The following is an 18,486-nucleotide window of genomic DNA, read 5'->3' as shown; positions in this document are numbered from 1 at the left end:
TAAACATAAAATCCTGAAATCGGGCACTGTGGTAATTACTGTCATTATTATCATCGTAACCGTTTAACCGTGAATTCGGCAATTTCACGTAGCGCATGGGCAGAATCCCCAAACGCAGCCAAGGCTTCCAGCGCCTCATCGTACAAATCCTGCAACTTGGCTTTCGCCGCTGACATGCCAATGATGGAAGGGTAAGTGGGCTTGCCTGCCGCTTCATCCGCACCACGGGTTTTGCCCAAGGTTTGCGTATCGCTTTCCACATCCAAAATGTCGTCCTGCACTTGGAACGCCAGACCAATGCACTTGGCAAAACGATCCAGTTGCTGCACGGATTGCGCATCCACCACTTCCACGCTGTAAGCTGCCAGCAGCACACTGGCACGGATCAATGCGCCGGTTTTATGGATATGCATGTTTTCCAGCTCAATCTCGCTCAGCGTCTGCCCCACTGCCGCAAGGTCAATCGCTTGTCCACCCACCATACCACGGGAACCCGCCGCCTGCGCCAACAACTCGACCATGCGCAAACGTTGTGCAGGGAATGCCAGCAATTTCGGGTGTGATGCCAATATTTGGAAAGCCAACGCTTGCAAAGCATCCCCCACCAAAATAGCCGTCGCCTCATCAAACGCCTTGTGGCAAGTCGGTTTGCCGCGCCGCAAATCGTCATCGTCCATCGCGGGCAAATCATCGTGCACCAGCGAATACACATGGATCAGTTCAATCGCCGCCGCCGGAATATCCAAATGCCCTTGCGAAATCCCTAATGCTTCACCAGCGGCATACACCAGCAACGGGCGCATCCGTTTACCGCCGTCCAGCACAGCGTAACGCATCGCCTCATGCAAACGCCCCGGATGCGTCTGCGCAGGCGGCAATACGTCTTCCAGCACGGTTTCGATGCGGTCTTGCCAACCTTGCAAACGGCTACGCACATTCAACATTTACGCATCCCCCTGCTGTGGGAAATCGCTTTCCTGACCATCCGCAGCCAACAGCTTGACGCGCTGTTCGGCAGTTTTCAGCGCTTCTTGGCACAGACGGGTCAACTGCACGCCACGTTCAAACTCCTTGAGGGAATCTTCCAGTGTCAATTCACCGCCTTCCATACGCTGCACCAACGCTTCCAGCTCCGCCATTGCGGTTTCAAAATCCGGTTGTTGCGGCGCGGAGGCATCACCCGTCTGCTTTCTTGCCATCATTAATCCTGCTCATGTGGATGCAAAAGCGCTAGTAAAGCGTAACTCACTGTCAGGGGCAAGCCTGACAAGCCCAATCTTTGGGGAACTTGACGCAAATGGATTAGACTAACCATCTTATTTTGGAAGGGAGACTCGATAATATGCCAAACACAAACCTGAAAATAGCCAGTGGATTAGTGCTAGCGTGGCTGGTCAGCAGTACAGCTTGGGCGGAAACATTCCAGCATTCGCCGATCACGCCGATTCCACCACAAACTGCGCCACTGCCTGCGACTCCGATGGTGGCAGCGCCAACCCCCATGCCTGCGCCAGTACCTGCGCCGATGCCACAAATCACACGGGCTGCATTCACCAGCGCGATTAGCGGACGCGAACCCGTTGACCAACTGACACACATCAGTGCAGGCCAACAAGTTTATTATTTTACTGAGTTGGTTGGCTTGCAAGGGCATGTTATCAACCATAAGTGGGAACGCAATGGGGCTTTCCAACTTGGCCTGCAATTCCCGGTCAGCGGTAGCCCGTGGCGGGTCAATTCCAGCAAAAGCATTTCGGTCAACCTGCCGGGTATCTGGACTGTGACGGTACAAAACGATGATGGCAGCATCCTCAGACGCGATACCCTCGTGGTTGATCCTGCTATGCAAGCCCCGACGGCTATGCCCGCAGCACCTACCGTACAACCGCCGCCAGCACCCGCCATACAACCACCGCCAGCAATCCAGCCAGCACCTGCCGTACAGCCACCACCGACTGTGCTACAGACCACCCCGGTCATTCCGCCGCCCGCGCAACCCTTGACCCCTATTCCGCCAGAATTGCAACGCGAACCTGCCCCGCGCCCCACGTCGCCAGAACCGAGCGATAGCAGCGAAACGCCAACATCCACACCAAGCAGCGCCAGCAGCCGACCGATCTGGGAAACACTACCGCGCTAACCCCACCCAAAAACAGCAAACGGGCCGAAACGCCCGCTTGCTGCCTTCAATCTTGATACCAAGCAATCAGAAATTGCACAGTACCAAGGTAAACGCGATGTCTTTCTTAATCTGCTTGCCACGGTCTGCCATCATGTCCGCATTCACGAAACGTAAGGTGAAACGTTGTTTCCCCGCGCTGATTTCCGGGTAACAATCCAAACTGCCGGGCAATTCAACCCGCAACATCTGATAAGGCTTGCGTGCTTCCAGCGTGGACTGGAAGAAACCGTCCTTACCCACTTCCTCACGCCGTTCACCAAACTCGCGGATGATGTTCAGGATACCGCGTGCCGCTTCATTGGCAGAAACATACGGTGCGCCCCATTCCTGCAAGTCTTCCAAACGCACGTTAACCGCTTGGTCTTGCCAATAATTAAATAAGGGGATGTCGAAACCGTTGATTCCGCCCGGCAGTGAAGAACGCTGGCGTAAATTATTGAAGAATACATGATTTTTCAAATGCTGCCCCAACTGCCCGCGTAACTGGTACAACACGTCACTGTGGTGGTTGAGCCTTTCCAGCACTTCATCCAAGCGGGCAACATCGGCATTTTCGGCACGCAACATCAAGCGGGCGGATTGCCCTACGCGGTCGATTTCTTTGAGGATTTCGCTTTTGACATCCAGACGTGCTGATAAGTTGTACAAATCCAGCAGCAAATGCAAGGCAGCAACGGTATTTTCAGGCTTCGGATTATCGGCTATCTGGTACTGGAAACGCCCCATCAGCAGCTCCAGACGCATGAACAGGCGAATCTTCTCATTAAGCGGTTGTTCGTAACTAATCATGCGATATTCTGATAGCTGGCGAATCTCTTCGCCCAGAGGTTGGTTGTAAATAGCCATAGGATACTCAGGGTGCGCGAGTGGTTCCCTGCTTTATAACAAAAAAACCACCCAACAAGCAACTAAGTGCCGGAAAATACTAAATATTTCCCATGCATTTTACTGATTTTTCCATTAAAATCAGCAATCGACCCCGTATTTTCCAGAATGTCATCCGCCCGCTGTAAACGCTCACTGCGCGGCACTTGCGCCCGCATGATGGAGTCGATCAAGGCCACATCACTGCCATCCCGTTGCTTGACCCGTTCGCGCTGCTGATCCGGCAAACAATCAATCACCAACACGCGGTCGAAGATTTGTTCGTAACCTTTCTCAAACAACAAGGGGACATCAACGATGACATAGGGAATGTTGGCAAGCTGATAGCCATCCATGCGCCGCAGAATTTCTTTTCGTATACGCGGGTGCAAGATGGATTCCAGTTGCTGCAAACGCTCGGCATTGCCAAACACGGTCTGGCGTAGCCATGCACGATTCAGCGAACCATCGGCCTGTAAGGCTTGCCCACCAAATTGTGCGGCAATTTCCTGCAAAGCAGGCTGCCCCACCCCCACGACTTCGCGGGCAATCAGGTCAGCATCAATGATAGGAACACCAAGCTCGCTAAACTGCCGGACAGCCGTGGACTTACCGCAGCCAATACCGCCTGTCAGACCAACCTTCAGCATAAATCCAGCAGACGCACGAAAAGCCGATTTAAGGAAACCGGCTTTGGAAATCGCTCAACGTTGCAGGACAGCTTACGCGGCTGCTTGCAATGCTTTGATGTGTGCATTCAGGCGGCTCTTGTGACGTGCTGCCTTATTCTTATGCACAATGCCTTTGTCGGCAATGGAGTCGATCACAGGTACTGCTGCGTTGTAAGCAGCCATTGCTGCTGCATGGTCGCCCGCTGCGACGGCTTTCAGGACATTCTTGACCTGAGTACGCAGGCGTGAACGCAAATGGCGGTTGTGCATACGGCGCTCTTCACTTTGACGTGCACGCTTTTTAGCTGATGCTATGTTAGGCAAGGGTATTCTCCCGAAAAACCAATCCGAAAAACAAGGCGCGTATTGTGCAGGAATTCTTTCCCAGCATCAACACCTTGACAGTAAAATTTACTGGATGTGACAGAGTATCCCGTCCAACTCATCCAAGCTATTGTATTCAATGACCAATTTTCCCTTACCAGCGCGGTTATAGCGGATTGCAACCTTCGCCCCAAGGGTATCGGCAAGCTTTTGCTCCAAGCGCACCACATCCGGTACGGGCTTAAACTCTGGTGCAGCCTGTTTGCCGCCTTCCAGTGTCAGTTTCACCAAACGTTCGGTTTCGCGCACAGAAAGCTGGCGTTGCGCCACTTGTTGCGCTACTTCGACCTGTTGTTTGCCTTGCAAGGCCAGCAATGCACGGGCATGCCCCATTTCAAGCTGACCGGCCTCCAGCAAGGCTTTGGTTTCATCCTGCAACTCCATCAGGCGCAGCAAGTTGGTAACGGCAGCGCGGGAACGCCCCACCGCTTCGGCAGTTTGCTGGTGCGTCAGGCCGAACTCGTCGATCAGGCGGCGCAAGGCATTGGCTTCTTCCAAAGCACTCAGGTCTTCGCGCTGGATATTTTCGATCAGCGACATCGCGGCGACGGCTTGGTCAGGAATGTCCCGTACTACCGCAGGAATTTCATGCAACCCGGCAAGCTGGGAAGCCCGCCAGCGGCGTTCACCGGCGATCAGCTCATACTCACCACCACCGAGCTTACGCACGATCACTGGCTGCACCAGCCCCTGCGCCTTGATGGAATCCGCCAACTCTTGCAAAGCATCGGGATCCATGCGGGTACGCGGCTGGTATTGTCCGGGGCGGATGCGTTCGATAGGCAATTTTTTCAGGACGCTATCGTCACTTTGCTCGGCATTTCCCCGCGCCGAACTCAGCAACATGTCGAGGCCACGCCCCAAACCCGCTTTTTTTACCATGCACGCTCTCCATCTGCGGCAATCTTGCTGACATCCTTGCGCAGCACTTCCGCTGCCAGTGCGAGGTAAGACAATGCACCCCGCGAGGTTTTGTCGTAATCCAAGGCCGACAGGCCGTGACTGGGTGCTTCTGCCAAGCGGATATTACGCGGGATTGAGGTGTTGTAAACCTTATCCTTAAAAAACTCACTGATCTGGTCGGAAACATCACGCGAAAGGTTGCTGCGCGGGTCGTACATGGTGCGCACCAAGCCCATGATTTGCAGGGAGGTATTCGCGGTTTGACGGATACGCTCGATGGTATCGACCAAGGCGCTCAAACCTTCCAACGCATAATATTCGCACTGCATCGGGATCAGCACACCATCCGCCGCCACCAGCGCATTGACGGTAAGCATGTTCAATGAGGGCGGGCAGTCGATCAGGATGTAATCGTAATCTTCACGGATCGGGGCAATGGCGTCACGCAAATGGTATTCACGCCGCTCCTTGGTCATCAAGGTCACTTCCGCGACAGTCACTTCCGGCGAACCGGGCAGCACATGCAAGGAAGTATCCGGTAACTTGCGCAGGATTTCGGACACATGCGCATCGCCCAGCAACACATCGGTCAGGGAAGTTTGTTGCCCGTGCTTTTCCAGCCCGATCCCGGTGGTGGCGTTGCCTTGCGGGTCAATATCAACCAACAGCACCCGCCGCTTCATCGCCGCCAGTGAAGCCGCCAAATTAACGCTGGTCGTGGTTTTACCCACGCCGCCCTTTTGGTTCGTCACCGCTATCACTCGCGTCATATCGTTAGTCTCGCTGTAATTCCAACAGATGCCGTTGCGCATCCAAACCCGGTACATGCAGGGTATGTTGCGCCACCACTTTCCAACCCACAGGCAATTCTGCCAACTCGCTGTCGGGGTAGCGCCCCTTCATCGCGTAAAGGATACCACCTTCCGCCAGATGTTTGCCGGTAAAGGTAACAAAATCATAGAGTGAGGCAAAGGCGCGGCTGATAACCGCGTCAAACGGCGCGGCAGGTTGCCAACTTTCCACCCGCGTTTGGATCACATTGACGTTCTTCAAACCCAACTCCAGCACCGCTTGTTGCATGAAACGGGTTTTCTTGCCGTTGGTGTCGAGCAGGGTAAATTGGCGCTCGGGCTGGGTGATCGCCAGCGGGATGCCGGGCAAACCTGCACCGCTACCGACATCCAAGCAGTTCGCGCCCCGGATGTATTGCGCCACGCTCAAGCTATCGCCGATATGCACAGGCAACATTTGCACCGGGTCACGCACGGCAGTGAGGTTGTAGACTTTGTTCCAGCGTTGCAGCAGTTGCAGGTACTGCTGGAGCAATTGTTCTTGATGGCTATCCACGCTTACCCCGCCTTTTTCAGATGAACCAGCAACAAGGAAATTGCCGCTGGGGTGATGCCGGGAATCCGCGCCGCCTGCCCAATGGTTGCCGGACGCTGAATTTGCAGTTTTTGGCGCACTTCATTGGAAAGCCCACGCACTTGCGCATAATCCAACCACTCCGGCAAACGGGTTTGCTCGTTACGGCGCTGCTTGTCGATTTCTTCCTGCTGACGCTCGATATACCCTGCGTATTTGCACTGGATTTCGACCTGTTCCGCGACTTTTTCATCCGTAACCGGGCTACCGACCGCAGGCAAAGCCGTCAAATCAGCGTAAGAAACATTCGGGCGGCGCAGCAAATCATACAATTTGTAATCGCGGGAAAGCGGGTCGCCGAATAGGCGCTGGGTATCTTCCGCGCTAACATCGGCAGGGTGCAAAACCGTGGAACGCAAGCGTTGCTGTTCGCGCTCGATAGCTTCGCGCTTGGTGCAAAATGCCGCCCAACGGGCATCGTCGACCAAGCCTAATTCACGCCCCTTTTCGGTCAGGCGCAAGTCGGCATTGTCTTCACGCAACAGCAAACGGTGTTCAGCGCGGCTGGTGAACATGCGGTAAGGTTCGCGGGTTCCCAAGGTAATCAGGTCATCCGCCAACACCCCAAGGTAGGCTTGGTCGCGCAGCGGATACCAACCGTCTTTTTCCTGCGCATACAATCCGGCATTCAAACCCGCTAACAAGCCTTGCGCCGCCGCCTCTTCGTAGCCGGTCGTGCCGTTGATTTGCCCGGCGAAAAATAGCCCGTGCATGGCTTTGGTTTCCAGCGTCGGCTTCAAATCACGCGGGTCGAAAAAGTCGTATTCGATGGCGTAACCGGGGCGCACGATGTGGGCGTTTTCCAAGCCCGGAATCGAGCGCACCAGCGCGTACTGCACATCAAACGGTAAGCTGGTGGAAATACCATTGGGGTAAACCTCGTGGGTATCCAGCCCTTCCGGCTCGATGAAAATTTGATGCCGGTCTTTATCAGCGAAACGCACCACCTTGTCTTCAATCGACGGGCAGTAGCGCGGGCCGATGCCTTCGATCACCCCGGTGTACATCGGCGAACGGTCAAGCCCGCCGAGGATAATTTCATGGGTGCGGCTGTTGGTGTAGGTGATGTGGCAAGCGACTTGCGCGGGGTGTTCGTCAGCGCTGCCAAGGAAAGAGAATACCGGAACCGGGGCATCACCGGGTTGCGCTTCCAACTTGCTAAAATCAATGCTGCGGGCGTCAATGCGCGGCGGCGTGCCGGTTTTCAGGCGATCCACACGGAAAGGCAGCTCGCGCAAACGTTGTGCCAGCGCAATCGAAGGCGGGTCGCCTGCCCTGCCCCCTGCGTGATTACTCAGACCGATGTGAATTTTTCCGCCGAGAAACGTCCCAGCAGTCAACACCACCGCACGTGCGGAAAAGCTCAAGCCCATTTGGGTACGCACGCCCACTACCCGGTCGCCTTCTACCAGCAAATCGTCGGCAGCTTGCTGGAAAATTTGCAGGTTCGGCTGGTTTTCCACAATGGAACGGATCGCGGCCTTGTAACGTACCCGGTCAGCCTGCGCACGGGTGGCACGTACCGCTGCGCCCTTGCTGGCATTGAGCGTGCGGAACTGGATGCCACCACGGTCGGCGGCGTGCGCCATTGCCCCGCCAAGCGCGTCCACTTCCTTGACCAGATGGCCTTTGCCGATGCCACCGATGGCGGGGTTACAGCTCATCGCTCCGATGGTTTCGATATTGTGGGTCAGCAATAGCGTGCGCTGCCCCATCCGCGCTGCGGCGAGGGCGGCTTCCGTACCGGCGTGTCCGCCGCCGATGACGATCACATCGTAGGGTTGGGGGTAGTGCATTTGCTGGCCTTGGTGTCAGGTGACGCTGAAAACGGGGTATTGTAGTACGGGGAGGGGCAGCACTCAAATTTCAGAAACAAGCATTTGAACCACAAGCCGCTTGACAGCCTACGAGGCAACTGCCAGACTTTCTACATGTGACAGAATGACACGCCAAAAGAGAACACACCCATGAATGCCGCACTACCCCGTATCACTGCACGGGTTGATATTGATGTCCAAGCGTTACTGAGTCAAGCTGCCGCCATTGTTGGAATACCCAGCATCAACGCCTTCGTCCTCAACGCCGCCATCGAAAAAGCCAAACTGATTATTGAGAAAGAACGCATCCTCAAGCTAAGCCAACGCGATGCCATGCTGCTAGCCGAAGCATTGGACTCTCCTCCTAAAACACTCCCACGCTTGCAACAAGCCGCCAAGCGTTATCGGGAAAAGTCCACCAGATGAGGACGGTACGGCTCGACAAGGATAAACACGACCGTAACCACTTTGATTGCGGTGTTGAAGCCCTGAATAACTACCTGCGGTTGATGGCAAACCAACAGTCCAGCAAGGACAACACCCGCACCTTTGTTTTGGAAGACTCAAACCAAACTGAGCGGATTATTGGTTACTACACCCTAACCATGACCCCGGTTGACCTCACCGCATTGCCCGCGAAATTGCAGAAGAAACACCACAATGCCCAATCCGGTGGACTGATTGCTCGACTGGCAGTCGATAAATGCCATGCCAAACAGGGGTATGGTGAATTTCTGCTGATTGATGCACTGCAAAACCTGCTGATTGCCAGTGAGATCGTAGCGTTCCCACTGATCGTGGTGGATGCCAAAGATGGAGCCATACAGTTCTATGAAAAGTTTGGCTTCACAACATTCAACGATACGCCCAACAAACTGTTCATCACGGTTGCGGATGTGCGCAGCAACTTAGAGCCGCGCACATAACCGACTTGACAACGCACCCATTTTTACAAGTAAGTACTGCCCGGACGCCCCTCTTCCGTTTGCAGCCCCAGCCGCGCAAACAGTTGGCGGTCGTGGTTTTCACCCGGATTATCGGTGGTCAGCAGTTTTTCGCCATAGAAAATCGAGTTTGCCCCCGCAAAGAAGCACCATGCCTGCGTTTCGTCGCTCATTTCGGTACGGCCTGCGGAGAGGCGCACGTAGGACTTGGGCATCATGATGCGGGCAACAGCGACAACGCGGATGAATTCAAACGGGTCGAGCTTGGCAGCACCCGCCAGCGGCGTGCCTTCGATTTTGACCAGATCGTTGATCGGCACGGATTCGGGGTGGAATTTCATGTTCGCCAGTTGTTGCAACAGGCGAGCGCGGTCAGTGCGGGATTCGCCCATGCCCAAAATACCGCCGGAACAGACGTTGATACCGGCATTGCGCACGCATTCCAAAGTATCCAAACGATCCTGATAGGTACGGGTGGAAATGACGTTGCCATAGAATTCTGGCGAGGTGTCGAGGTTGTGGTTGTAGTAATCCAACCCAGCGGATTTCAGGCGCTGCGCCTGCATTTCGGTCAGCATCCCTAAAGTCACACAGGTTTCCATGCCCATTTCCTTGACCGCTTGCACCATCTCGATCACGCGCTCAAGGTTCTTGTCGGTCGGGTTACGCCATGCCGCGCCCATGCAGAAACGGGTCGCGCCGTGGTCTTTCGCCTCTTGCGCGGCCTCAACCACTTCCTGCAAAGGCAGCAAGGTTTCCTTTTCCAGCGAAGTGTCGTGCTTGGCGCTTTGCGAACAGTAGCCGCAATCTTCCGGGCAAGCACCCGTCTTGATGCTCAGCAACGTGCTGACCTGCACCTGATTGGGCTGGAAATTTTCCCGATGCACCTGATGCGCCTTGAACATCAGGTCACTGAAAGGCATCGCCAGCAGCGCATTCACTTCTTCGATGCGCCAATCATGACGTAATTCAGACATTCATCCACTCCTCAAATTTATAGGGCTGTATCGGTATCGAGCCATTCTTCACGGTTGACCCGCAAAATCTGGCGGACAGAAAGCGGAACCAAGATAGCGACACACACCAACCACAACGCCCACCACCAATTGACGAAAAAGTCACCCGGCGCAAACGTCAGCACAGGAACCAACCCACCTGCCAAACCGTAATATTGGTAAGCCGCAATCTGCGTATAGTACCCCACCCTTGGGTTCGGGTGATGACGAAACAGCGCATAAACCAGAATGCCCGCCCCAAACCAGAGGATAAACACCGGAAAAGGGATCAGGACAGCCAGAAGGTTGCCATAATAGAATATCTTCGCCGTCTTGCGGGCGTTGGCAGCGGTAACGGTTTTTTGCTTATCCTGCATGGTATGGCCTTTGTTTGGAAAAACGCAAAAAGGCCGAACAGTGTCGGCCTTTTCTTAGGAAGCATAAAGTAATTGCTTACTCTGCTGCGGCTTGTTGCCCAGCATCTGCTTCATCAACCAGTACAACATACGCCATAGGCGCGTTGTCACCAGCGCGGAAACCGCACTTAACGATACGCAGATAACCGCCTTGACGCTCTTTAAAGCGCGGGCCGAGGTCTGTGAACAGTTTGCCAACCACTTCTTTGTCACGCAGGCGTGAAAAAGCGATACGGCGATTATGCACGGAATCTTCTTTCGCACGGGTAATCAGTGGCTCTGCTACACGGCGCAGTTCTTTCGCCTTTGGCAGGGTTGTCTTGATTGTTTCGTAACGAAGCAGTGAATTTGTCAAAGCTTGCAGCAGGGCTTTACGGGCGCTGCTATCGCGGCTTAATTGACGACCAGTATTACGGTGACGCATCTTCTATATCCTTCAAAACCCGTGGTTAACCCACTTTGCTTTCACGGTGATCAAGACCTGCCGGTGGCCAGTTATCCAACTTGGTTCCCAGTGTCAGACCATGCTGTGCCAGCACATCTTTAATTTCGGTCAGGGACTTTTTGCCCAGATTCGGAGTCTTCAACAGCTCTGTCTCAGTACGCTGTACGAGGTCGCCGATATAGAACAGGTTCTCTGCTTTCAGACAGTTGGCTGAACGCACAGTCAGTTCCAGATCGTCAACCGGACGCAACAGGATTGGGTCAATTTCCGGCTGTGATTCTTCACGGCGTACTGGTTCTTCAATACGCAGGTCGAAGAAGACCGCCAGTTGCTGTTGCAGGATTTGCGCCGCCATACCGATGGACTCTTCCGCGTTAACGGAACCATTGGTCTGGACTTCCAGCACCAATTTGTCCATGTCAGTACGTTGCTCGACACGGGCGCTGTCTACATTGTAGGCAACACGGTTGATCGGGCTGTAACTGGCATCCAGCACCAGCGTACCCAGTGGCAGTTCCGGGGAATCCGGGCCACGGCGTACAGAAGCAGGCTGATAGCCACGACCACGGGTAATGGTCAGGCTCATTTCCAGCTCGGTGTCATCCTTGGTGATGTGTGCGAGGACATGCGATGGGTCGATAATTTCCACATCGTGATCACGCTCAATGTCCGCAGCAGTCACTACACCCTTACCTTTTTTCTTCAGGGTCAGGGTAGCTTCATCACGGGCATTCAATTTGATCGCCAACTTTTTGAGATTCAGCAGAATCTCAACCACGTCTTCCTGCACACCTTCGATACTGGTGTACTCATGTACCACGCCAGCAATCTGCACTTCGGTAATCGCGCTGCCCGGAATAGAGGACAGCAGAATACGGCGCAGCGCATTGCCTAACGTGTGGCCAAAGCCCCGCTCAAGTGGTTCAAGTGTAATGCGGTAGGTGTTTAGCCCTGCTTCCTGCACTTGGACATTGCGCGGTTTCAGCAATTCTGTTGTTTTCGAGGTCATACTTGTCTCTCGAACCTGATCAGTGATTACTTGGAATACAATTCCACAATCAGCGATTCATTGATTTCGGATGGCAGATCGCTACGGTCAGGTACAGATTTAAATGTACCTTGCAGAGCTTTCGCATCCACTTCTACCCATGCAGGCAAGCCGGATTGTTCAGCGACAGTCACAGCATCCTGAATACGGGTTTGCTTTTTGGATTTTTCGCGGACTGCGACCACATCACCAGCCTTAACTTGATAAGACGGGATATTGACCGACTGACCGTTTACCATGATGGCTTTGTGGCTAACTAACTGGCGGGATTCCGCACGAGTAGCACCAAAGCCCATACGATAAACGACGTTATCCAAACGGCATTCCAACAGTTGCAGCAGGTTTTCACCTGTAGAACCTTTGCGACGTGCCGCTTCTTTAAAGTAGTTGCGGAATTGGCGTTCCAGCACACCGTAGATACGGCGGACTTTTTGCTTTTCGCGTAATTGCACACCATAATCAGACAGGCGTGCTTTGTTTTCGCCGTGTTGCCCTGGAACTTTATCCAGTTTGCACTTCTTCTCCAGAGAGACACCACGACTCTTGAGGTAAAGGTCAGTGCCTTCACGTCTGCTGAGTTTGCAGGTAGGGCCAATATAACGTGCCATGACTATCTCCCGTTACACACGACGTTTCTTGGGTGGACGGCAACCGTTATGCGGGATAGGCGTCACATCCACAATAGTATTGATCTTGAAACCAACGTTGTTCAGTGCACGCACTGCTGACTCACGACCAGGGCCTGGACCTTTAACTTCAACGTCAAGGTTCTTCAAGCCGTAATCTTTCGCCGCATTACCTGCACGTTCGGCAGCAACCTGGGCTGCAAACGGGGTACTTTTACGTGAACCACGGAAACCAGAACCACCAGAAGTGGCCCATGCCAGCGCATTGCCCTGGCGGTCAGTGATTGTCACGATTGTGTTATTAAATGATGCATGGACGTGCGCAACACCGTCAGTGACAGTTTTCTTGACCTTCTTGCGAAGGTTAACAGTTGCACCTTTTCTAGGCTGTCTTGCCATTACTTACTCTACCTGCAATCTCTTTATTTACGAATAGGACGACGAGGGCCTTTACGGGTACGTGCGTTCGTTTTAGTACGCTGACCACGCAGAGGCAGGCCACGTCTGTGGCGGATGCCACGATAGCAACCCATATCCATCAAGCGTTTGATGCTCATGGAAACTTCACGGCGCAGATCGCCTTCGACAGTGAGCTTGCCCACTTCGAGACGGATGCGCTCAACTTGATCTTCGCTGAGGTCACGGATTTTGGTGCTTGGAACGATGTCCGCAGCTTTGCAAATCTCCGCAGCACGAGGACGACCAACGCCATAAATCGCAGTCAGACCAATTACCACATGCTTGTTGACAGGAAGATTGATACCCGCAATACGAGCCATTAAAATCTCTCCAGACTACCGGGAAAACCGGCGATTATGCCGGAATCTCTTACTATTATCAACAAATAACCCCTGTCTGAGCAGAGGTTATTTCGGGAATCCTGATTACCACGCTTAACGGGCATTCGGGATAAAACTATCTTAGCCCTGACGCTGCTTGTGGCGTGGATCAGAGCAGATAATGCGGACTACACCGTTTCTGCGGATGACCCGGCAGTTACGGCACAATTTTTTAACAGAAGCTCTAACCTTCATGATAAAAACTCTCCAAATGAATCAGATTAGCGCACAGTGCCAGGGCGTGTCTGCGCTTTAAAATTGGCTTTCTTCATCAAGCCCTCGTACTGGTGCGACATCATGTGTGCCTGTAACTGGGACAGGAAATCCATGACAACGACCACGATGATCAGCAGTGAAGTACCCCCAAAGTAGAAAGGTACGTTCCAGCCCAGAACCAAGAATTCAGGCAACAGGCAGACCAAGGTAATGTAGATAGCGCCGACCCCAGTCAAACGGGTCATAACACCATCAATATATTTGGATGTTTGCTCACCCGGACGGATACCCGGAATAAACGCCCCTGCTTTCTTCAGGTTTTCGGCAGTCTCACGTGAGTTAAATACCAAAGCCGTATAGAAGAAACAGAAGAACACAATCGCGACTGCATATAGTAACACATACAAAGGCTGACCCGGTTGCAACATTTGGAAAAAGTCTTTCAACCAGCCCATACCATCCATATTACCGAACCACTGCCCCAAGGTTGAAGGGAACAGGATAATACTGGAAGCGAAAATCGGTGGGATAACCCCTGCCATATTCAACTTCAACGGTAGATGGCTGGATTGCCCCATCATCATCTTGCGGCCTTGCTGGCGGTTAGCGTAGTTGACCGTAATACGGCGCTGACCACGCTCAACAAAAATAACCAGTGCAGTCACTAACAGCACCAACGCCAGCAACACAATGACCAAAAACGGGGAAAGTTCACCCGTGTTTGCCAATTCCAATGTGCCACCAACGGCGGCTGGCAAGCCCGCGACGATACCACCAAAGATGATCAGGGAAATACCATTACCGATACCACGCTCAGTAATTTGCTCACCCAACCACATCAGGAACAATGTACCTGTCACCAAGGTAGCCACAGTCGTAATAATAAAGCTCAAGCCGGGGTTTAACGCGATGGTTTGACCGCCACCAATGTCTTGCCCACCCAAAGCGATAGCAACACCGATACTTTGGAACAGCGCCAACGCTACCGTACCGTAACGAGTATATTGAGTAATCTTACGGCGACCCGACTCACCATCTTTCTTCAATTGCTCAAAGAAAGGCACAACCGTTGTCATCAACTGGACAACGATTGAAGAGGAAATGTACGGCATAACACCCAGCGCAAACACACTCAAACGCTGCAAGGCCCCGCCTGAAAACATGTTGAATACGCCCAGAATAGTGCCATTGTTCTGGTCAAAAAACTGCGCCATCGCCGCAGGATTCACACCAGGAACAGGAATGTATGTCCCAAGCCGATAAACGATCAACGCCAGCAGTACAAATACTAACCGCTGGCGAATCTCAACCATGTTTCCAAAGCCCCCAAGGGAAGCTGTCGGGTTTTTGCGCATGAGTTATTATCCGTTATTCTTCGATCTTGCCGCCCGCTGCTTCAATGGCTTCACGAGCACCTTTAGTCACACCAACACCCTTAACAGTAACAGCTTTTTCAACCGTACCAGAAAGGATAATTTTGGCTTGGACAGTTTGCGCGTCAATCACGTTGGCAGCTTTCAGGCTCAGCAGGTCGATCATATCGCCTTCAACTTTTGCCAGCTCACTCAAGCGAACTTCGGCTGTATGCATCCCAATGCGGGAAGTAAAGCCAAATTTCGGCAAGCGGCGATGCATTGGCATTTGACCACCTTCAAAACCGCCTTTGTTGCCGCCACTTTTACGTGAACGTTGGCCTTTATGACCGCGACCGGCAGTTTTACCTAAACCTGAACCGATACCACGCCCAACACGGGTACGTGCAGGACGGCTGCCAGCATCAGGCTGTAGCGTATTTAATTTCATTTTAAGCTTCCTCAACCGTCAGCATGTAGGAAATCTTGTTGATCATGCCACGGTTTTCCGGGGTATCAACAACCGTGACCGGGTTATGAATCTTGCGGATACCAAGACCACGGGCACATTGCTGGTGACTTTTCAGGCGACCATTCAGGCTGCGCACCAAGGTCAGTTTAAGCTGCTTTGCAGAAGTCATCGTCTTATCCCTTAATCTGATCAACGGTCTTGCCACGCTTGGCAGCGATCATTTCAGGATCCTGCACGGAAGCCAAAGCCGCGATGGTTGCACGCACTACGTTGCCCGCGTTACGAGTGCCCATGCATTTGGACAATACGTTACGCACACCAGCAACTTCAAGCACCGCACGCATCGCACCACCTGCGATAACGCCCGTACCTTCAGAGGCAGGTTGCATGTAAACTTTCGCCGCACCGTGTTCAAACTTGACCGGGTATTGCAATGTGCCATCAACCAAAGAAACGTTTACCAGACTACGGCGAGCCTGATCCATTGCTTTTTGGATAGCAGCTGGCACTTCACGCGCCTTGCCATAACCGAAACCGACACGACCATTACCATCGCCCACTACGGTCAACGCAGTGAAGCTCATGATACGACCACCTTTCACAGTTTTAGCAACGCGGTTCACTTGAACCAGCTTTTCTTGCAAACCGTCAGATGGTGCTGATGTATTTTCTGCCTTCGCCATTGGATAAATCCTTAGAATTTCAGACCGGCTTCACGAGCGCCATCTGCCAGCGCTTTGATGCGACCATGATATTTAAAACCAGAGCGATCAAAAGCAACGGAGTCAATACCTTTTGCCAGCGCACGCTCAGCAACCAATTTGCCAACTGCTGTTGCAGCCGCTACGTTGCCTGTGTAATCCAAACCTGCACGCAGGTCTTTGTCCAGCGTTGAAGCCGCTGCCAAAACTTCTGAACCATCCGAGGTCACAACCTGTGCATAGATATGCAGGGAAGTACGGTGGATGCTCAGACGGTTGACACGCAGTTCACGCATCTTCATGCGGCTGCGCTTACCACGGCGAATACGGGATGCTTTCTTGTCCATCTATGCCACCTTACTTCTTCTTCTTGGTCTCTTTACGCAGGATAACTTCATTCGCGTACTTAACACCCTTGCCTTTGTAAGGCTCTGGTGGACGGTAGGCGCGAACTTCTGCCGCAACTTGACCAACCTTCTGCTTGTCTACACCACGAATGACAATTTCTGTCTGGCTCGGAGTTTCAACAGTGATACCTTCCGGCATGTCATGCACGACCGGATGGGAGAAACCAAGACTCAGGTTCAGCTTGCTGCCTTGAGCCTGGGCACGATAACCAACCCCGACCAGTTGCAGTTTCTTCTCGAAACCTTGGCTAACACCTGTGACCATGTTATTGGCCAAAGCGCGGGTAGTACCTGCTAAAGCCCAACCAGCGGATTCATTATCACGCTTAGCACGGAACTTCAGCACGTTATCTTCGTGAACCACTTCCACTGCATCGTGGATTGTGAAATCAAAAGCGCCTTTGCTGCCTTTGATTTTCAGGCTTTGCCCGGTAATGCTGACTTCTACGCCCTTAGGCAGAGCCAGCGATTTCTTTGCAATTCTTGACATGTCAAAGTCCGCCTTTTATTCGACCACACAGAGGACTTCGCCACCCTGACCGGCTGCGCGTGCTGCACGGTCACTCATGACGCCTCGGGACGTGGAGATAATAGCTATACCATAACCACCCATAACTTTCGGCAGTTCATCTTTGCTGCGGAAAATGCGCAGACCTGGACGGCTGACACGTTTCACGTTGCTGATGACTGGCTTGCCTTGGAAGTATTTCAGCTTCACTTTAGTAACAGGGTGGCCTTCGGCTTCACCTGCTTCAAAACCAGCGATGTAGCCTTCATCTTCCAACACTGCCAAGATAGCTTTTTTCTGCTTGGAAGCAGGGAAAGTAACACTCGCCTTGTTTGCACGCTGACCGTTACGGATGCGGGTCAACATATCGGCGATAGGATCACTCATACTCATATTATCTCTCCCTTACCAGCTTGCCTTGCGTAAACCTGGAACGTCACCACGCATGGTCGCTTCGCGCAGTTTGTTACGGCACAGGCCGAACTTGCGGTAAACAGCATGTGGACGCCCTGTCAGATTACAACGGGACATTTGACGTACTGGGCTGCTGTCACGTGGCAGCTTTTGCAGCTTTTCATTCGCTTCCATCACAGCTTCAAAAGAGCTTTCTGGGTTGCTGATGATAGCTTTCAACTCATCACGCTTAGTAGCATATTTAGCGACGCAAGCAGTACGGCGTGTTTCACGGGCGATCATGGATTTCTTAGCCATTTGATCTTCTATCCTCTTACTGTCTGAAGGGGAACTTGAAGGCTTCGAGCAGTGCCCGTCCCTCTTCGTCAGTTTTTGCAGTGGTAGCGATGGTAATGTTCATACCACGCAGTGCATCAATTTTGTCATAATCAATTTCAGGGAAAATGATTTGTTCCTTGATGCCCATGTTGTAGTTACCACGACCGTCGAATGCACGTCCGTTAAGACCACGGAAGTCGCGGATACGCGGAATGGAAATATTGATCAGGCGATCCAAAAATTCGTACATCTTTTCGCTACGCAGCGTGACCATGCAGCCAATTGGCCAGTTGTCACGAATTTTGAAGCCTGCAATGGATTTGCGGCTCAGCGTTACGACAGGTTTTTGACCAGCAATTTTGCTCATGTCACCTGTAGCGTGTTCGATAATTTTCTTATCGCCGACAGCTTCGCCTAGCCCCATATTCAGGCTGATCTTGACGACCTTCGGCACTTCCATCACGTTTTTGTACCCGAACTTGTCCGTCAATTCCTTGACGACAGTATCGCGGTAGTACTGTTGCAGTCTCGACATTTTA

At 52.8% G+C, this 18,486-nt stretch carries 29 protein-coding genes; 3 read left to right on the top strand and 26 right to left on the bottom strand.

Features of this window, described 5'->3' with window-relative positions:
* Positions 1-50 precede the first annotated feature (50 nt).
* Entirely contained in the window at positions 51-944 is an 894-nt protein-coding gene (gene ispA, locus PHE17_RS10580; protein WP_301015812.1) for a (2E,6E)-farnesyl diphosphate synthase, read from the bottom strand.
* Positions 945-1,199 (bottom strand): exodeoxyribonuclease VII small subunit, encoded by a 255-nt coding sequence (locus PHE17_RS10575; RefSeq protein ID WP_301015811.1) that lies wholly within the window; start codon positions 1,197-1,199, stop codon positions 945-947. It lies immediately after the preceding gene.
* Positions 1,200-1,342: 143 nt separating this feature from the next.
* Between PHE17_RS10575 and PHE17_RS10570 the strand changes: the two genes are divergently transcribed.
* On the top strand, positions 1,343-2,140 hold the full coding sequence (locus tag PHE17_RS10570) for a DUF2914 domain-containing protein (protein WP_301015810.1): 798 nt from the start codon (positions 1,343-1,345) through the stop codon (positions 2,138-2,140).
* Between the two features lie 66 nt (positions 2,141-2,206).
* Here the strand turns inward: PHE17_RS10570 and zapD are convergent, their stop codons facing one another.
* From zapD to mnmG, 7 genes are all read right to left on the bottom strand, one after another.
* Positions 2,207-2,971 (bottom strand): cell division protein ZapD, encoded by a 765-nt coding sequence (gene zapD, locus PHE17_RS10565; protein WP_301015809.1) that lies wholly within the window; start codon positions 2,969-2,971, stop codon positions 2,207-2,209.
* 119 nt (positions 2,972-3,090) lie between these two features.
* On the bottom strand, positions 3,091-3,696 hold the full coding sequence (coaE, locus tag PHE17_RS10560) for a dephospho-CoA kinase (protein WP_301015808.1): 606 nt from the start codon (positions 3,694-3,696) through the stop codon (positions 3,091-3,093).
* A gap of 72 nt (positions 3,697-3,768) precedes the next feature.
* Positions 3,769-4,041, bottom strand: a complete 273-nt coding sequence (rpsT, locus tag PHE17_RS10555) for a 30S ribosomal protein S20 (protein ID WP_301015807.1) — start codon at positions 4,039-4,041, stop codon at positions 3,769-3,771.
* Positions 4,042-4,128: 87 nt separating this feature from the next.
* Complete coding sequence (locus PHE17_RS10550) at positions 4,129-4,983, bottom strand: ParB/RepB/Spo0J family partition protein (protein WP_301015806.1); 855 nt, start codon at positions 4,981-4,983, stop codon at positions 4,129-4,131.
* Positions 4,977-5,774 carry a ParA family protein gene (locus tag PHE17_RS10545; protein ID WP_301015805.1) on the bottom strand — a complete coding sequence of 266 codons (798 nt, stop codon included), beginning with the start codon at positions 5,772-5,774 and terminating at the stop codon, positions 4,977-4,979. Before PHE17_RS10545 ends, PHE17_RS10550 begins: the two co-directional genes overlap by 7 nt.
* A gap of 4 nt (positions 5,775-5,778) precedes the next feature.
* On the bottom strand, positions 5,779-6,351 hold the full coding sequence (gene rsmG / locus PHE17_RS10540; protein ID WP_301015804.1) for a 16S rRNA (guanine(527)-N(7))-methyltransferase RsmG: 573 nt from the start codon (positions 6,349-6,351) through the stop codon (positions 5,779-5,781).
* Between the two features lie 2 nt (positions 6,352-6,353).
* Positions 6,354-8,225: a tRNA uridine-5-carboxymethylaminomethyl(34) synthesis enzyme MnmG gene (gene mnmG, locus PHE17_RS10535; RefSeq protein ID WP_301015803.1), complete on the bottom strand. Its 1,872-nt coding sequence runs from the start codon at positions 8,223-8,225 to the stop codon at positions 6,354-6,356.
* Positions 8,226-8,396: 171 nt separating this feature from the next.
* Between mnmG and PHE17_RS10530 the strand changes: the two genes are divergently transcribed.
* Both PHE17_RS10530 and PHE17_RS10525 read left to right on the top strand, forming a co-directional pair.
* Positions 8,397-8,672, top strand: a complete 276-nt coding sequence (locus tag PHE17_RS10530; protein ID WP_301015801.1) for a DUF1778 domain-containing protein — start codon at positions 8,397-8,399, stop codon at positions 8,670-8,672.
* Positions 8,669-9,172: a GNAT family N-acetyltransferase gene (locus tag PHE17_RS10525; RefSeq protein ID WP_301015800.1), complete on the top strand. Its 504-nt coding sequence runs from the start codon at positions 8,669-8,671 to the stop codon at positions 9,170-9,172. The genes PHE17_RS10530 and PHE17_RS10525 overlap by 4 nt, the downstream gene beginning before the upstream one ends.
* Before the next feature lie 23 nt (positions 9,173-9,195).
* Here PHE17_RS10525 and bioB read toward each other — a convergent pair whose 3' ends face one another.
* The 17 genes from bioB to rplE all read right to left on the bottom strand — a co-directional run bounded on the left by bioB (position 9,196) and on the right by rplE (position 18,482).
* Positions 9,196-10,167 carry a biotin synthase BioB gene (gene bioB, locus PHE17_RS10520; RefSeq protein ID WP_301015799.1) on the bottom strand — a complete coding sequence of 324 codons (972 nt, stop codon included), beginning with the start codon at positions 10,165-10,167 and terminating at the stop codon, positions 9,196-9,198.
* 17 nt (positions 10,168-10,184) lie between these two features.
* Entirely contained in the window at positions 10,185-10,562 is a 378-nt protein-coding gene (locus tag PHE17_RS10515; protein WP_301015798.1) for a hypothetical protein, read from the bottom strand.
* 76 nt (positions 10,563-10,638) lie between these two features.
* Complete coding sequence (rplQ, locus tag PHE17_RS10510) at positions 10,639-11,025, bottom strand: 50S ribosomal protein L17 (protein WP_301015797.1); 387 nt, start codon at positions 11,023-11,025, stop codon at positions 10,639-10,641.
* A gap of 25 nt (positions 11,026-11,050) precedes the next feature.
* On the bottom strand, positions 11,051-12,055 hold the full coding sequence (gene rpoA / locus PHE17_RS10505; RefSeq protein WP_301015796.1) for a DNA-directed RNA polymerase subunit alpha: 1,005 nt from the start codon (positions 12,053-12,055) through the stop codon (positions 11,051-11,053).
* A 26-nt stretch (positions 12,056-12,081) separates the two neighbouring features.
* Positions 12,082-12,702 (bottom strand): 30S ribosomal protein S4, encoded by a 621-nt coding sequence (gene rpsD, locus PHE17_RS10500; protein WP_301015795.1) that lies wholly within the window; start codon positions 12,700-12,702, stop codon positions 12,082-12,084.
* A 12-nt stretch (positions 12,703-12,714) separates the two neighbouring features.
* The gene (rpsK, locus tag PHE17_RS10495) at positions 12,715-13,119 is read right to left on the bottom strand and encodes a 30S ribosomal protein S11 (RefSeq protein WP_301015794.1); all 405 of its coding nucleotides are present in this window, start codon (positions 13,117-13,119) and stop codon (positions 12,715-12,717) included.
* A 23-nt stretch (positions 13,120-13,142) separates the two neighbouring features.
* Positions 13,143-13,499, bottom strand: coding sequence for a 30S ribosomal protein S13 (gene rpsM / locus PHE17_RS10490; protein WP_301015793.1), 357 nt, complete (start codon positions 13,497-13,499; stop codon positions 13,143-13,145).
* Between the two features lie 141 nt (positions 13,500-13,640).
* A complete protein-coding gene (gene rpmJ / locus PHE17_RS10485) occupies positions 13,641-13,754 on the bottom strand; it encodes a 50S ribosomal protein L36 (protein ID WP_002709743.1) in 114 nt (37 codons plus the stop codon).
* A 26-nt stretch (positions 13,755-13,780) separates the two neighbouring features.
* Positions 13,781-15,130, bottom strand: a complete 1,350-nt coding sequence (gene secY / locus PHE17_RS10480) for a preprotein translocase subunit SecY (RefSeq protein WP_301015792.1) — start codon at positions 15,128-15,130, stop codon at positions 13,781-13,783.
* A gap of 13 nt (positions 15,131-15,143) precedes the next feature.
* On the bottom strand, positions 15,144-15,578 hold the full coding sequence (gene rplO, locus PHE17_RS10475) for a 50S ribosomal protein L15 (RefSeq protein WP_301015791.1): 435 nt from the start codon (positions 15,576-15,578) through the stop codon (positions 15,144-15,146).
* 1 nt (position 15,579) lies between these two features.
* A complete protein-coding gene (gene rpmD, locus PHE17_RS10470) occupies positions 15,580-15,768 on the bottom strand; it encodes a 50S ribosomal protein L30 (RefSeq protein ID WP_301015790.1) in 189 nt (62 codons plus the stop codon).
* Between the two features lie 4 nt (positions 15,769-15,772).
* Positions 15,773-16,282 (bottom strand): 30S ribosomal protein S5, encoded by a 510-nt coding sequence (rpsE, locus tag PHE17_RS10465; RefSeq protein WP_301015789.1) that lies wholly within the window; start codon positions 16,280-16,282, stop codon positions 15,773-15,775.
* A gap of 11 nt (positions 16,283-16,293) precedes the next feature.
* Entirely contained in the window at positions 16,294-16,647 is a 354-nt protein-coding gene (gene rplR, locus PHE17_RS10460) for a 50S ribosomal protein L18 (RefSeq protein WP_301015788.1), read from the bottom strand.
* 10 nt (positions 16,648-16,657) lie between these two features.
* Positions 16,658-17,197, bottom strand: a complete 540-nt coding sequence (gene rplF / locus PHE17_RS10455) for a 50S ribosomal protein L6 (RefSeq protein WP_301015787.1) — start codon at positions 17,195-17,197, stop codon at positions 16,658-16,660.
* A 15-nt stretch (positions 17,198-17,212) separates the two neighbouring features.
* Entirely contained in the window at positions 17,213-17,608 is a 396-nt protein-coding gene (rpsH, locus tag PHE17_RS10450) for a 30S ribosomal protein S8 (protein ID WP_301015786.1), read from the bottom strand.
* Positions 17,609-17,620: 12 nt separating this feature from the next.
* Entirely contained in the window at positions 17,621-17,926 is a 306-nt protein-coding gene (gene rpsN, locus PHE17_RS10445) for a 30S ribosomal protein S14 (protein ID WP_301015785.1), read from the bottom strand.
* Between the two features lie 16 nt (positions 17,927-17,942).
* The gene (gene rplE / locus PHE17_RS10440; protein ID WP_301015784.1) at positions 17,943-18,482 is read right to left on the bottom strand and encodes a 50S ribosomal protein L5; all 540 of its coding nucleotides are present in this window, start codon (positions 18,480-18,482) and stop codon (positions 17,943-17,945) included.
* Positions 18,483-18,486 lie beyond the last annotated feature (4 nt).

The sequence above is a fragment of the Thiothrix sp. genome (assembly GCF_028714775.1).
In the GTDB taxonomy this organism is placed as follows: Bacteria; Pseudomonadota; Gammaproteobacteria; order Thiotrichales; family Thiotrichaceae; genus Thiothrix.
Note: the sequence above shows the minus strand (reverse complement) of the source record. Positions and strands in the feature narration are given on the sequence as shown.